Raw genomic sequence first — 17,659 nt, 5'->3', positions numbered from 1 at the left:
CCAACTATACGGTAACGGCGGCGGTGACCAGCGATATCGGCAACAGCGCCACCGCCAGCCATAACGTGCTGGTCGACAGCGCGCTGCCCGGCGTGACCATTAACCCGGTGGCAACCGACGATATTATTAACGCCGCCGAAGCGGGCGTTGCGCAAACCATCAGCGGGCAGGTGACTGGAGCCGCCGTTGGCGACACGGTAACCGTTACGCTGGGCGGTAATACTTACAGCACCACCGTGCAGGCCGGTTTAAGCTGGAGCGTGAGCGTTCCGGCGGCAGATATTCAGGCGCTGGGTAATGGCGATTTAACGGTGAGCGCCTCGGTCACCAATCAAAACGGCAACACCGGCAGCGGCACACGGGATATCACCATCGACGCCAATCTGCCCGGTCTGCGGGTCGATACGGTGGCGGGCGATGATGTGGTCAATATCATCGAACACGGGCAGGCGCTGGTGGTCACCGGCAGCAGCTCGGGGCTGGCAGAAGGCACGCCGCTTACCGTTACGATTAACAATGTGGAATACACCACTGCGGTGCAGGCCGATGGTGGCTGGAGCGTGGGCGTCACGGCGGCGCAGGTTAGCGCCTGGCCTGCGGGAACAGTGACAGTTACCGTGTCCGGGGAAAGTAGCGCCGGAAATCCGATAAGCATTACGCATCCGGTAACGGTCGATCTCACGCCGGCGGCGATCACCATCAACACCATCGCTACGGACGACGTGATTAACGCCGCAGAAAAAGGCGCTGATTTAACCCTTTCCGGCACCACCACGAATGTAGAACCCGGTCAAACCGTCACCGTCACCTTTGGCGGGAAAAATTACACCGCCAGCGTGGCGAGCGATGGTAGCTGGACTGCCACCGTTCCTGCCGCCGATCTGGCAGCATTAGCTGAGGGCAGCGCCTCCGCGCAGGCCAGCGTCAGCAATATTAACGGCAATAGCGCCTCGGCGGTGCATAACTACAGCGTCGACAGCAGCGCGCCAACCATCATTATCAATACCGTTGCCAGCGACAATATCGTTAACGCCAGCGAAGCTGATACGGGCGTGACGGTGAGCGGCAGCACCACCGCTGAAGCGGGGCAGATTGTTACGGTAACGCTTAACAGCCCAACTGTGCAGACCTATCAGGCAACGGTACAGGCCGACGGCAGCTGGAGTATTACTATTCCGGCGGCAGATCTTGCCGCTCTGACCGATGGCAGCCACACTCTGACGGCGACGGTCAATGACAAAGCGGGCAACCCGGCGAGCACCACGCATAATCTGGCGGTGGATCTCACCGTTCCGGTACTGACCATTAACACCATTGCGGGCGATGATATTATTAACGCCGCCGAACACGGGCAGGCGCTGGTGATTTCCGGTTCCAGCACCGGCGGAGAAGCGGGCGATGTCGTCACCGTCACGCTAAACAGTAAAACCTACACCACGACGCTGGATGCTTCCGGCAACTGGAGCGTCGGCGTTCCGGCTGCGGATGTCTCTGCGCTGGGCAGCGGCACGCAAACCGTGACGGCGACCGTTACCGATGTGGCTGGCAACAGCGACAACGAGACGCACACGGTCACCGTTAACCTTACCGCGCCGACCATTGGCATCAACCCCATTGCCAGCGATGACGTGATTAACGCCACGGAAAAAGGCGCGGATCTGCAAATTTCCGGCACCAGTAATCAGCCAACAGGCACCACAATTACGGTGACGCTTAACGGGCAAAATTACTCCGCCACGACGGACGCCGCAGGCAACTGGAGCACCACGGTGCCAGCCTCTGCCGTCGGTGCGCTGGGCGAAGCCAGTTACACGGTGACGGCGAACGTCACCGACAGCGCGGGCAATAGCAATTCCGCCAGCCATAACGTGCAGGTGAATACCGCGCTGCCTGGCGTCACCATTAATCCGGTGGCGACCGACGATATTATTAACGCGGCGGAATCGGGCGTGGCGCAGACCATCAGCGGCCAGGTGACGGGCGCGGCGGCGGGCGATACGGTTACCGTGACGCTTGGCGGGAAAACCTACACCGCTACCGTGCAGGGCAATTTAAGCTGGAGCGTGGACGTTCCGGCGGCGGATATTCAGGCCATCGGTAATGGCGATCTGACGGTTAACGCCTCAGTAACCAACGGCGTGGGTAATACTGGCAGCGGTTCGCGAGATATTACTATCGACGCCAATCTGCCAGGTCTGCGCGTTGATACCGTGGCGGGCGATGATGTGGTTAACAGCATCGAGCACGCTCAGGCACTGGTAATAACCGGTAGCAGCAGCGGGTTGGCGGCGGGCGCGGCGCTGACGGTGGTGATCAATAACGTCACCTATGGCGCGACAGTATTAGCCGATGGCACATGGAGCGTTGGTGTTCCGGCGGCAGATGTGGGTAACTGGCCTGCGGGTACAGTGAATATCATTGTAAGCGGCACTAACACTGCAGAAACGACTACGACTATCACCCATCCAGTCACCGTCGATCTGGCGGCGGTGGCGATCTCCATTAACACCGTTTCCGGCGACGATGTGATTAACGCCGCTGAAAAAGGGGCCGATTTAACCCTTTCCGGCAGCACTTCCGGCGTGGAAGCGGGGCAAACCGTCACCGTCACCTTTGGCGGCAAAACCTATACCGCTACCGTAGCGGGCGATGGCAGCTGGACAACCACCGTACCCGCCGCCGATCTCAGCGCGTTACGTGACGGCGACGCCACGGTACAGGCCAGTGTCAGCAATATTAACGGCAACACGGCTTCGGCAACCCACACCTATAGCGTCGATGCCACGGCACCGACGCTTGCCATTAACACTATTGCCACCGACGATATTCTTAACGCCGCTGAGGCGGGAAATCCGTTAACCATCAGCGGCACCAGCACCGCCGAAGCGGGGCAAACGGTAACCGTCACGCTTAATGGTGTGGCTTACATCGGCACCGTTCAGGCGGGCGGTAGCTGGAGCGTCAGCGTGCCGACAACAGATCTCAGCAATCTGACCGCCAGCCCGTACACGGTCAGCGCCTCGGTAAGCGACAAAGCGGGTAACCCGGCGACCGCCACTCACGGCCTGGCGGTGGATCTCACCGTGCCAGTTTTAACCATTAACACCGTCTCCGGCGATGACATCATTAACGCCGCCGAACACGGACAGGCGCTGGTGATCTCCGGTTCCAGCACTGGCGGGGAAGCGGGCGATGTCATCACCATCACGTTAAACAGTAAAACCTACACTACCACGCTGGACGCCTCCGGCAACTGGAGCGTCGGCGTTCCGGCAGCAGACGTCACTGCGCTGGGCAGCGGCCCGCAAACCATCACTGCGGCAATTACCGATGTAGCAGGCAACAGCGATGATGCCAGCCGTACGGTCACCGTAAATCTCACCGCGCCAACCATTGGCATCAACACTATCGCCAGCGATGACGTGATTAACGCCACAGAAAAAGGCGCGGATCTGCAAATCACCGGCACCAGTAATCAGCCCGCAGGCACCACCATTACAGTGACGCTGAACGGACAAAATTACACCGCTACCACCGATAGCAGTGGCAACTGGAGCGCCACAGTGCCAGCCTCGGCAGCTAGCGCGTTGGGTGAAGCCAACTACACGGTAACGGCGAGCGTTACCGACACGGCAGGCAACAGTAATTCCGCCAGCCATAATGTGCTGGTCAACAGCGCCTTACCTGGCGTTACCATTAACGCAGTGGCAACCGATGACATTATTAATGCCGCCGAAGCGGGCAGTGCGCAAACCATCAGCGGGCAGGTGACGGGCGCGGCGGCGGGCGATACGGTCACCGTCACGCTGGGCGGCAACACCTACACCGCTACGGTGCAGGCTAATTTAAGCTGGAGTGTCAGCGTTCCGGCGGCGGATATTCAGGCGCTTGGTAACGGCGACCTGACAGTTAACGCCTCGGTCACCAACGTCGTGGGCAACAGCGGCAGCGGCTCGCGCGATATCACTATCGATGCCAGTCTGCCTGGTTTGCGGGTCGATACCGTAGCGGGCGATGATGTTATTAACAGCATTGAGCACAATCAGGCGCTGGTGATAACAGGTAGCAGCACCGGGCTGACGGCAGGAACGGCATTAACGGTCGTGATTAACAACGTCACTTACGCTGCCACGGTGTTAGCTGATGGTACATGGAACCTCGGCGTTCCGGCGGCAGACGTCAGCAACTGGCCTGCGGGTACGGTGGATATCACGGTAAGCGGCACCAACAGCGCCGGAACAACCTCCACCATTACCCATCCGGTTACCGTCGATCTGGCAGCGGTCGCCATAACCATTAACACTCTCTCCGGCGATGATGTGATCAATGCCGTCGAAAAAGGCGAAACGCTGGTGGTGAGCGGCAGTACCAGCGGTGTAGAAGCCGGGCAGACGGTGACCGTCACCTTTGGCGGCAAAAATTACACCACCACTGTGGAAGCCAACGGTAGCTGGACGGTGAATGTGCCGCCTGCCGATCTCGCTGCGTTGCCGGACGGCGCGGGCAACGTGCAGGCGAGTGTCAGCAACATTAACGGCAACAGCGCCCAGGCCGATCGCGCGTACAGCGTCGATGCCACCGCGCCGCTTGTGACCATCAACACCATCGCCAGCGACGATATTCTCAACGTGAGTGAAGCGGGCGCGGGGATAACCATCAGCGGCACCACCACGGCGCAGGCCGGGCAGACGCTGACTGTCACGCTCAATAACAACACGTACCAGACTACCGTCCAGGCCGATGGCACCTGGAGTGTGGACGTTCCGGCGACAGATTTAAGCGGATTAACCGCCAGCAGTTATACCGTGACCGCCACGGTGAGCGACAAAGCGGGCAACCCGGCAAGCGCGGATCATGCACTGGCGGTGGACGTTACCGCGCCGGATCTCACCATTAACACCGTCGCGGGCGATGACATTATCAACGCCATCGAACACGGGCAGGCGCTGGTGGTGAGCGGAACCAGTACGGGCGCGGCGGCAGGCGATGTGGTGACCGTCACGCTGAACGGTAAAAACTACACCACCACGCTGGACGCTTCCGGTAACTGGAGCGTCGGCATTCCGGCAGCGGATGTCACGGCGCTGGCAACCGGTAGCCAGACCATCACCGCCAGCCTGAGCGATCTCGCGGGCAACAGCGACAGCACGACTCACGATGTGACCGTTGATCTCAGTGGCCCGACGCTGACCATTAACACTGTCTCCGGTGATGACATTATTAATAATGCGGAGAAAACCCAGGATCTGATCATCAGCGGCGTCTCCAGCGGCATGGCGGCAGGCACTACGGTCACCGTGATGTTGAATGGCCTGGCGTACAGCGCCCCTACCGATAGTTCCGGCAACTGGAGCGTTACCGTGCCGGCTTCGGCGGTCGGCGCGCTGGGCGAGGCGGTGTACCAGATTAGCGCCAGCGCCACCGACAGCGCGGGTAACAGCGGTAGTACTACCCATACGGTGAATGTCGAATCGCTCCTGCCAGGGGTAATCATTAATACTGTGGCGGGTGATGACATTATCAAAGCCGCTGAAATCGCCGTTAACCAGACCCTCAGCGGTCAGGTGACGGGGACGGCAGCAGCAGGAGATTCGGTCACTGTCACGCTCGGCGGTAATCAATACATTGCCACCGTGCAGCCAGATTTAAGCTGGAGCGTCAGCGTGCCTGCGGCAGATTTGCAGGCGCTGGGTAACGGTGAACTGACCATCAGCGCCTCGGTGACCAATTCCGCAAATAATACCGGCACCGCGACGCACGATATTGTGATAGATGCCAACTTGCCAGGTCTGCGGGTTGATACCGTGGCAGGCGATGATGTGATTAACAGCATTGAGCACACTCAGGCACTGGTGGTCACCGGCAGTAGTACCGGACTGGCGGCGGGCGCGGCGTTGACGGTGGTTATCAATAGCGTCACCTACGGCGCAACGGTACTCGCCGATGGCACCTGGAGCGTCAGCGTTCCGTCGGCAGATGTCACAAACTGGCCTGCGGGGACGGTCAATATTGCCGTCTCTGGCACCAATACCGCAGGAACCACAACCAGCATTACTCATCCGGTCACGGTCAATCTCGCTGCCGTGGCGATTACCATCAATACACTCTCCACTGACGATGTAATTAACGCCGCCGAAAAAGGCACTGATTTGCAGCTTTCCGGCACCACCTCCGGCGTGGAAGCGGGGCAGACCATTACCGTTATTTTCGGTGGCAAAAGCTACACCACCACGGTTGCCACGGATAATACCTGGGGGCTGACGATCCCAGCCGCCGATCTCGCAACCTTGCCGGATGGCGCAGCAAACGTCCAGGCCAGCGTCAGCAACGTCGCGGGTAACAACGCCCAGGCAACGCATGTTTATAGCGTCGATGCCACCGCGCCCTCCGTTACTATCAACACCATCGCCAGCGACGATATTCTTAATGCCGCCGAAGCGGGATCGGCGCTGACTATCAGCGGCACCAGCACCGCGGAAGCCGGGCAGACGGTGACCGTGACGCTAAACGGCATCAATTACAGCGGCAACGTGCAGGCAGACGGGAGCTGGAGCGTCAGCGTACCAACTGGCGATTTAGCCGACCTTACCGCCAGCCCCTATACGGTGAGCGCGGCGGTCAGCGACAAAGCGGGCAACCCAACCTCGGCGACGCATAACCTGACGGTGGATCTTGCCGCTCCGGTCGTCACCATTAACACGGTAGCGGGCGATGACATCATTAACGCCACGGAACATGCTCAGGCGCAGATTATCAGCGGCTCGGCAACGGGCGCGACGACGGGTAACACGGTTTCCGTGACGATTGGCACGACCACCTACACCACCGTGCTGGACGCCAACGGCAACTGGAGCATCGGTGTGCCTGCCAGCGTGATTTCCGCGCTGGCCCAGGGCGATGTGACCATTACCGCCACGGTTACCGACTCCGCAGGCAACAGCGGCACGGCCTCGCACACTGTCAGCGTGGCGCTCGGCGCGCCGGTGCTCGACATTAACACCATCGCCGTCGATGACATCATCAACGCCACGGAGAAAGGCGCGGATCTGTCGATTTCCGGCACCAGCAACCAGCCTGCGGGCACGCAGGTAACTGTTACGCTCAACGGGCAAAATTACACCACCACTGCCGATGCTTCCGGGAACTGGAGCGTGACTGTTCCGGTGTCTGCGGTTGGTACGCTCGGTGAAGCGACTTATACGGTGACTGCCGCCGCAACCGATGTTGATGGCAATAGCGGTTCCGCCAGCCATAACGTGCAGGTTAATACCGCGCTACCGGGCGTCACCATTAACGTTGTGGCAACGGACGATATTATTAACGCCGCCGAAGCGGGGGCAACTCAAACTATCAGCGGGCAGGTCACGAGGGCCGCGGCGGGCGATACGGTGACCGTGACGCTCGGTGGGGCGACTTACACCGCTACGGTACAGGCAGACTTAAGCTGGAGTGTCGATGTTCCGGCTTCGGCGTTACAGGCGTTGGGCAACGGAGAGCTGACCATTTCGGCTTCGGTAACGAACAGCGTAGGCAATACCGGTAACGGCACGCGCGAAATCACTATAGACGCGAATCTCCCCGGTCTGCGGGTCGATACCGTGGCGGGCGATGATGTGGTCAACATTATCGAGCACGGTCAGGCGCTGGTGATTACCGGCAGCAGCTCTGGGCTGGCGGTGGGCAGCAATGTCACGCTGACCATTAACGGGCAAACCTATGTTGCGGCAGTGCTGGCGGATGGCACCTGGAGCGTCGGCGTTCCGGCGGTGGATGTCAGCGCCTGGCCTGTGGGGGCGCTGACGATTACGGCGAGCGGCAGCACTACCGCCGGAAACCCGGTCAGCGTTACGCATCCGGTGACTGTCGATCTCTCGGCGGTGGCTGTCAGCATCAACGCCATTACCGCCGATGATGTGATTAACGCCGCCGAAAAAGGCGCGGCATTAACGCTCTCCGGCAGCACCTCTGGCGTGGAGGCCGGGCAAACGGTCACCGTGACCTTTGGCGGTAAAACCTATACTGCAAGTGTCGCGGCGAATGGTTCCTGGAGCACCACGGTTCCGGCGGCGGATATGGCAGCCCTGCGTGATGGTGATGCCAGCGCGCAGGCCAGCGTCAGCAACGTTAACGGCAACAGTGCCACCACTACCCACGCTTACAGCGTCGATGCCACCGCACCAACGGTGACCATTAACACCATTGCGGGCGACGATATTCTTAACGCCGCCGAAGCGGGTGCGGCGCTGACCATCACCGGCAGCAGCACGGCGGAAGCCGGGCAGACGGTGACCGTCACGCTCAATGGCGCAAACTATACTGGCACGGTACAAACGGACGGCAGCTGGAGTATCAGCGTACCGCCAGCCGACTTAAGCGCTCTGACCGCCAGCAACTACACCGTCAGCGCGGCGGTGAGCGACAAGGCCGGAAACCCGACCTCGGTTAACCACAACCTGACGGTGGATACTTCCGTTCCGGTCGTCACCATCAACACTGTCGCGGGTGATGATGTGATCAACGCGACGGAACACGCCCAGGCGCAGATCATTAGCGGTTCCGCCACTGGCGCGGCAACCGGTAGCACCGTCACGGTGACTATCGGCTCAAATACCTTCACCACGGTGCTGGATGCCAGCGGCAACTGGAGCGTCGGCGTACCGTCGAGCGTAGTTTCGGCGCTGGCAAACGGCACGGTCACCATCAACGCCAGCGTGACCGATGCCGGGGGTAACAGCGGCAGCGCCACGCATCAGGTGACGGTCAATACTGGCCTGCCGTCAATTACCTTTAACGCCATCAGCGGCGATAACGTCCTGAATGCCGATGAAAAAGGCCAGCCGTTGACCATTAGCGGTAGCAGTACGGGGCTGGCGACAGGCGCACAGGTTACCGTCACGCTCAACGGTCACAATTACAGCGCTACCACCGACGCAGCAGGCAACTGGACCTTAACCGTGCCGGTGAGCGATCTGGCGGCCTTAGGTCAGGCTAACTATACCGTCAGCGCCAGTGCCACCAGTGCGGCAGGCAACACCGCCAGCAGCCAGGCGAATTTACTGGTCGACAGTGGCCTGCCGGGCGTCACCATCAATACTGTGGCGGGTGACGATATTATCAACGCCGCCGAAGCCGGGGCCGATCAAACCATCAGCGGGGTGGTCACTCGTGCCGCCGCTGGCGATACGGTTACCGTCACGCTGGGCGGCAACACTTACACCACCACGGTACAGGGCAACTTAAGCTGGAGTATCAGCGTTCCGGCAGCCGATCTCCAGGCGCTGGGCAATGGCGATCTGACCATTACCGCCTCAGTCACCAACGCGAATGGCAACACTGGCAGCGGTACGCGGGATATCACCATTGACGCCAACCTGCCAGGTCTGCGCGTGGATACCGTCGCGGGCGATGATATCGTCAACAGCATCGAGCATGGTCAGGCACTGGTGATCACTGGTGGCAGTAGTGGCCTGAATGCAGGTGCTGTGCTGACGGTTACCATCAACAGTGTGGCTTATTCTGCCACGGTACAGGCAGACGGGAGCTGGAGTGTCGGCATTCCGGCGGCAAACGTCAGCGCCTGGCCTGCGGGGCCGTTAACCGTTGACGTGACAGGCCAGAGCAGCACCGGAAATCCGGTCAGCGTCAGCCATCCGTTCACCGTCGATTTAACGGCGGTGGCAATCAGCATCAACACCGTTGCCAGCGATGACGTAATTAACGCCGCCGAAAAAGGCACCGACCTGACCCTTTCTGGCAGCACCAGCGGAATTGAAAGTGGGCAAACCGTTACCGTCACTTTTGGCGGCAAAACCTACACCGCCAGCGTCGCCGCCAACGGTAGCTGGAGCGTGAACGTTCCAGCGTCAGATCTGGCAACCTTGCCAGACGGCGCGGCGACCGTGCAGGCCAGTGTCAGCAGTGCGAGCGGCAACAGCGCGTCGGCAACTCATGCGTACAGCATTGACGCCAGCGCGCCGACGCTCACCATTAATACCATCGCCAGCGATGACATCCTTAACGCCACGGAGGCGGGAAACCCGCTCACCATCAGCGGCACCAGCACCGCCGAAACCGGGCAGACGGTCACCGTCACCCTTAACGGCGCAACTTACACCGGTAATGTACAGGCGGACGGTAGCTGGAGCGTCAGCGTTCCCACTTCAGCCCTGGGCGCTCTGACTGCAAGCAATTACACCGTCAGCGCCACGGTCAACGACAAAGCGGGCAATCCCGGCAGCGCCAGCCATAATCTGGCGGTAGACACCACCGCGCCGGTTCTCACCATTAACACCGTGGCAGGCGATGACATCATTAACGACGCCGAACACGCACAGGCGCTGGTGATTTCCGGCACCAGCACGGGCGGGGAAGCGGGCGATGTGGTGAGCGTTGTGCTCAACGGCAAAACCTACACTACCACCCTGGATGCCTCCGGCAACTGGAGCGTTGGCGTACCGGCGGCGGATGTTACGGCACTCAGTAGCGGCGCACAGACCATCACCGCCAACGTCAGCGATCGGGCGGGCAACAGCGACGACGCCAGCCGAACCGTCACCGTTAACCTCACCGCGCCAGCGATTAGCATCAACACCATCGCGGGCGATGACGTGATCAACGCGACGGAAAAAGGATCGAATCTGGCGCTTTCCGGCACCAGCGATCAGCCTGCGGGCACGGCGATCACCGTCACGCTGAATGGACAAAACTACAGCGCCACTACCGACGCCTCCGGCAACTGGAGCGTTACCGTGCCTGCCTCGGCGGTCAGTGCGCTGGGCGAAGCGACATATAGCGTCACGGCGAGCGTCACCAACGCCCAGGGCAACAGCAGTACTGCCAGCCATAATGTGCAGGTCAATACCGCGCTGCCGGGCGTCACCATTAATCCGGTGGCGACGGACGATATTATCAACGCTTCAGAGGCGGGCAGCGCGCAAACTATCAGCGGCCAGGTAACCGGGGCGGCGGCGGGCAGCACCGTCACCGTTGAACTGGGCGGTAAAACTTACACCGCCACCGTGCAGGCTGATTTAAGCTGGAATGTGAGCGTGCCTGCCGCTGACTGGCTGGCGCTGGGTAACGGTGAATTAACCGTTAATGTCTTGGTAACCAACGCCGTTGGCAACACCGGCAGCGGCACGCGCGATATCACTATAGATGCCAGTCTGCCTGGTCTGCGGGTGGATACCGTCGCAGGCGATGATGTGGTCAATATCATCGAACACGCTCAGGCGCAGGTGATCACCGGGAGCAGCTCCGGCTTTACGGCAGGCACGGCGCTGACCGTGGTGATAAATAACCAAACTTATGCCGCCACGGTGTTGGCGAACGGCACCTGGAGCGTCGGCGTTCCGGCGGCGGATGTCAGTAACTGGCCTGCGGGAACGCTGAATATTAGCGTTAGCGGCGCGAACAGTGCCGGAACGCAAACCAGCATTACCCATCCGGTGACCGTTGATCTCACTACCGTCGCTATCAGCATGAACAGCATCACCAGCGATGATGTGATTAACGCCACTGAAAAAGGTGCGGCACTAACGCTCTCCGGTAGCACATCCGGCGTCGAAGCGGGGCAAACCGTTACCCTTACTTTTGGCGGCAAAACTTACACCACCACGGTGGCGGCTAACGGTAGCTGGAGCACCACCGTTCCGACTGCGGATTTGGCGGCTCTGCGTGACGGCGATGCCAGCGCCCAGGTGCGGGTGACTAACGTCAACGGCAACAGCGCCACGACAACGCATGAATACAGCGTTGATAGCGCCGCGCCAACGGTGACCATCAACACCATTGCCAGCGATAACATCATCAACGCCAGCGAAGCGGCGGCGGGCGTGACGGTTTCCGGCACCAGCACCGCGGAAACCGGGCAGACGCTGACCGTCACGCTTAATGGCACTAACTACCAGACCACGGTGCAGGCAGACGGCAGCTGGAGCTTAACGCTGCCTGCCAGTGACCTAACCGCACTTGCCAATAACGGCTACACCCTGACCGCCACGGTCAGCGATCTGGCGGGTAACCCTGGCAGCGCCAGCAAAGGCGTCACCGTCGATACCACCGCGCCCGTCATCAGCTTCAACACCGTGGCGGGCGACGATGTGATTAACAACGTCGAACACGCTCAGGCGCAGATTATCAGCGGCACCGCCACGGGCGCGGTGGCGGGCGACCGCCTGGTGGTGACTATCGCCGGGCAGCAGTATGTCACCAGCACCGATGCCAGCGGCAACTGGAGCGTTGGCGTGCCAGCCAGTGTGATTTCCGGCCTTGCGGACGGTACGGTGACCATCAGCGCCACCATCACCGACAGCGCAGGCAACAGCAGCACGCAGACGCACAACGTGCAGGTCAATACGGCGGTGGTGTCGCTCTCAGTCAGCACCATCAGTGGCGATAATATTATTAACGCCGCCGAAGCAGGCAGTGCGCTGACCCTGAGCGGTACCGGAACGAACTTTGCCGCAGGCACGGTGGTGACCGTGTTGCTTAATGGCAAGGGCTACAGCGCCACCATTCAGAACAACGGGAGCTGGAGCGTGAATGTGTCGGCGGCAGACGTCGCGGCACTGGCGGATGGCACCAGCTACACGGTTAGCGCCTCCGCCCAGGACAGCGCAGGAAACAGCGCCACGGCCTCGCGCAGCGTGGCCGTGGATCTCACCGCACCGGTTATCAACATTAATACCGTTTCGACGGATGACCGACTCAACGCCGCCGAACAGCAGCAGCCGTTAACCCTTAACGGCTCGACCAGCGCGGAAGTGGGGCAGACGGTCACTGTCACCTTTGGCGGCAAAACCTATACCGCCACGGTTGCCGCCAATGGCACCTGGGCGCTGAACGTGCCTGCGGCGGATCTGGCAGCACTCGGGCAAGGCGCGCAGACCATTACCGCCAGCGTGAACGATCGCGCCGGTAACCCCGGTCAAACCACGCACGCCCTGACTGTTGACACCGTTGCGCCGACGGTCACCATCGCTACGGTGGCGGGTGACGATATTATCAACAACGCCGAACAGCTTGCCGGGCAGACCATCAGCGGCACCACCACCGCCCCGGTCGGGCAGACGCTGACCCTGACCTTAAACGGCAAAACCTACACCACTACGGTGCAGACCGGTGGTAGCTGGAGCTACACCCTCGGCAGCGCCGATGTCACCGCGCTGGCGGACGGCAATGCCTGGGTGATTAACGCTTCGGTGAGCAATGCCATTGGCAACATCGGTAGCAGCAATCACACCATTACCGTCGATCTCAGCGCCCCGGCGATGGGCATTAATATTGATTCCCTGCAAGCCGACACTGGCCTTAGCGCCAGCGACTTTATCACCAGCGTCAGCCCGGTGGTGGTCAACGGCTCACTCACCGCCGCGCTTGCCAGTAACGAGACGGCGCAAATCAGTATCGACGGCGGTGTAACCTGGAGCACGCTTACCGTTACTGGCACGACCTGGCGCTATAACGACAGCCGCACGCTGACCGATGGTAACTATCTCTATCAGGTGCGGGTGATTGATGCGGCGGGCAACGTCGGGGCGACTGATAGCCAGAATGTGGTGATCGACACTACTGCGCCAGATCCAGCGGTGAAAACCATCGCCATTAGCGCGATCACCACCGATACAGGTCTGATTACTAATGATTTTGTCACCAGCGACACGACGCTTGCGGTGAGTGGTACGCTCGGCGCGCCGCTCTCTGCTGGTGAGTTCGCGCAAATCAGTATCGATGGCGGCACCACCTGGCAGAATCTGGCGGTAAATGGATTAACCTGGACTTATCTTGACGGGCGCACGCTGACCGACGGTAACTACAACTATCAGGTACGGGTGATCGACACCGCCGGAAATATCGGCGCGACCGCCAGCCAGATAGTCACCGTGGATACCACCGCGCCGCTGGCGAGCAAAACCATCGTCATTGCGGGCATCAGCGATGACACCGGGTTAAGCAGCAGCGATTTTGTGACCCGTGACACTACGCTGACCGTGCGCGGGACGCTCGGCGCGGCGCTGGCGGCAGATGAACGGGCGCAAATCAGCCTTGATGGCGGTGTCACCTGGACTACGTTAACCGTTATCGGCACCAACTGGAGCTATGCCGATAGTCGCACGCTCACCGACGGCACCTGGAACTACACGGTGCGGTTGGTAGATCTGGCGGGGAATGTCGGGCAGACCGCGACGCAAAATGTGGTGGTCGACACCATCAGCCCGGAAGCGGCGAAAAGCATCACTATTACCGGTATCAGCGATGACACCGGAGCCAGCAGCAGCGATTTTATTACCAGCGACACCACGCTTACCGTGCGCGGCGTGCTGGGCGCGGCGCTCGGCGCTAATGAGTTCGCGCAAATCAGTACCGACAACGGCGCAACCTGGGTGAACGTGACCGTTGCCGCAGACGGTCTGAACTGGACATATGTGGACGGGCGTACGCTGACCAACGGCACCACCACCTGGCAGGTGCGGGTGGTTGATTTAGCGGGCAACGTTGGCGCAACCGGCAGCCAGTCGGCGCAGATTGACACCGTTAACCCGGCGCAGGTGCTCACCATCGCCAGCATCAGCACCGATACGGGGAGTTCGGCCACCGACTTTATCACCAGCGATACCACGCTCACGCTGACCGGTTCGCTGGGGGCGGGGCTTGCCAGCGGCGAAGTGGCGCAGATTAGCCTCGATGGCGGCGCGACCTGGACCACGCTCACCACCAACGGTACGCAGTGGACTTACACTGACAGCCGCACGCTGACCGACGGCAGCTACGTTTATCAGGTACGGGTGCTGGATCTGGCGGGAAATACAGGCCCGGTGGTATCGAAAACGGTGGTGGTCGATACGATTAACCCCACCGCCACGCCGACCATTGTGTCGTATACCGATGATGTCGGGCAGCGGCAGGGGACGTTTAGCAATTCGCAGGCCACCGACGACACCACGCCGTTGCTCAATGGCGTGCTCTCTGCGCCGCTTGCCAGCGGTGAAGTCGTTTACCTCTACCGTAACGGTCTGCTGTTAGGTGCGGTAACGATGGTCGGCGCGCTGAACTGGACTTACAGCGACAGTGGTCTGGTCAGCGGTGCCTATACCTACAGCGCACGAGTGGTGGATCTGGCAGGGAATATAACCTCCTCCAGCGATTTTGTTCTGACGGTCGATACTTCTATTCCGACGACGCTTGCGCAAATCACCAATCAAACTACGCGCGATACCACGCCGATTATCAGCGGGGTGATCACCGCCGCGCTCGCCAGCGGGCAGTATGTTGAAGTGGTGATCAACGGTAAAACTTACACCTCGCAACCGGGTGGTGCGGTGGTGGTCGATCCGGCGCACAACACCTGGTATGTGCAACTGCCGGATACCGACGCGCTGGCGGCGTCTGCGACCGCCTATAACGTCACCGCGCAGGTGAAAAGCTCGGCGGGCAACGGCAATACCGCTAACGTCAGCAACGGCACAGTCACTGTTAACGCGGCAATTGATTACACACCAGCCTGGACCACCACCAGCAAATCCACCGCCTGGGGGCTGACCTACGGCCTCGACACACACGGGATGTGGACGGTGCTGGCCAACCAGCAAATTATGCAATCCACCGATCCGCTCACCTGGTCGAAAACCGCCCTGACGCTGGTGCAAAGTGGCAACAACTATGCCACCAGCTCCATCGCCGATTACAACCGTAACGGTACGGGCGATCTGTTTATTACTCGCGATGACTACGGCACGGGGTATATCAACGGCTTTACTAATAACGGCGATGGTACGTTTTCCAGCGCCATCCAGGTGAACGTTGGCACCCTGACGTGGTATGGCTCGATTGTGGCGTTTGATAAAGAGGGCGACGGTTATCTTGATTTCTGGATTGGCGACGCCGGGGGGCCGGACTCCAACACTTTCCTGTGGAACAACGCCGGCACCCTGACAGGCAACTCCACCACTGCTAATAACGGGGGGAGTGCTACGGTCGGTGGGGCGGTGACAGGTTATTTGTCACTCAACGAAGGTTCCGGTGTCGATCTTAATAATGACGGCAGGATTGACCTGGTTCAGCACACTTTCAACCTGAACAACAACTTCACCCTCTCATCGTTGATAAGCCAGGGCAATGGCACCTTCGTCTGGGGACAAAACACCATCAATACTTTCCTCAGTAGTCCTGGCTCGGGGGGAAACTCGACATCCGTTTCCATGACATGGGCCGATTTCGATGGTGACGGCGATATGGATCTCTTCCTGCCCGCCAGCCAGGGAAGAGCTAACTACGGCTCGCTGTTATTCAACACCAACGGCGTGCTGGGTAGCCCGGTGGCGGTGGGCGCGACGGCAACCACCTATGCCAGTCAATTCAGCCTGGCCGTCGACTGGGATCATGACGGGTTAATGGATATCGCCCGTATCGCCCAGACCGGGCAGTCGTATCTTTATACTAACGTCAGCAACGCCAGTAACTGGACACAATCGGCACTCGGTGGCAGCCAGAGCGGTACCACCAGCGGCGTGGCGGCAATGGACTACGACTGGGACGGCGCGGTGGATGTGCTGGTAACCAAACAGTCGGGCAGCGTGTTCCTCATCCGTAACACTAACACGGTGAGCTACGGCACCTCGCTGCACCTGCGTATCACCGATCCTAACGGTATTAACGTCTATTACGGCAATACCGTGAAGCTGTACAACTCGGCGGGCGTGCTGGTTGCCACACAAATCATCAACCCGCAGTCGGGAATGGGCGTTAACGACACCTCGGCGCTGGTCAACTTCTACGGACTTAACGCTGGAGAAACCTACAACGCGGTGCTGATCAAATCCACCGGCACTACCGCCAGCAATATCGACCAGACGGTGAATACCAGCTGGGGCGGCTTACAGGCCACCGATGCTACTCACGCTTACGATCTCAGTGCTGAAGCGGGTACGGCGAGCAACAACGGCAAGTTTGTCGGCACTGGCTATAACGACACCTTCTTCGCCACCGCAGGCACCGACACCTACGACGGCTCCGGCGGCTGGGTGTACAGCTCCGGCACAGGAACCTGGCTGGCGAACGGCGGCATGGACGTGGTCGATTTCCGTCTCTCAACGGTGGGCGTGACCGCTAACTTAAGCGTCACCACCGCCCAGGCCACAGGTTTTAATACCTCGACATTTACCAATATCGAGGGGATTTCCGGCTCGAATTTTAATGACACTCTGACCGGCAGCAGCGGCGATAACCAACTGGAAGGGCGCGGCGGTAACGACACCATTAATATCGGTAACGGCGGTCACGACACCTTGCTCTATAAACTGCTCAGCGCCAGTGACGCTACCGGCGGCAACGGATCGGACGTGGTGAATGGCTTTACGGTAGGCACCTGGGAAGGCACCGCCGACACCGATCGCATTGATATTCGTGAACTGTTACAGGGCAGCGGCTACACCGGAAACGGCAAAGCCAGCTATGTCAACGGCGTGGCAACGCTGGATGCGCAGGCCGGAAACATCGGTGATTTTGTCAAAGTCACCCAGAGCGGCAGCGACACCATCGTGCAGATCGACCGCGATGGCACGGGCGGCAATTTTGCGACAGCTAACGTGGTCACGCTGACGGGCGTGCACACCGACCTCGCCACCTTACTGGCGAATCATCAGTTGATGGTGGTGTAGAG

At 60.1% G+C, this 17,659-nt stretch carries 1 protein-coding gene; it reads left to right on the top strand.

Annotated features, from left to right (window positions below; all coding sequences use genetic code 11):
- Window positions 1–23: 23 nt before the first annotated feature.
- Complete coding sequence (locus tag K0335_RS14505; protein ID WP_374940497.1) at window positions 24–17,657, top strand: Ig-like domain-containing protein; 17,634 nt, start codon at window positions 24–26, stop codon at window positions 17,655–17,657.
- Window positions 17,658–17,659 lie beyond the last annotated feature (2 nt).

The sequence above is a fragment of the Escherichia sp. GZ89 genome (assembly GCF_019366485.1).
Classification (GTDB): domain Bacteria; phylum Pseudomonadota; class Gammaproteobacteria; order Enterobacterales; family Enterobacteriaceae; genus Escherichia; species Escherichia fergusonii.
Note: the sequence above shows the minus strand (reverse complement) of the source record. Positions and strands in the feature narration are given on the sequence as shown.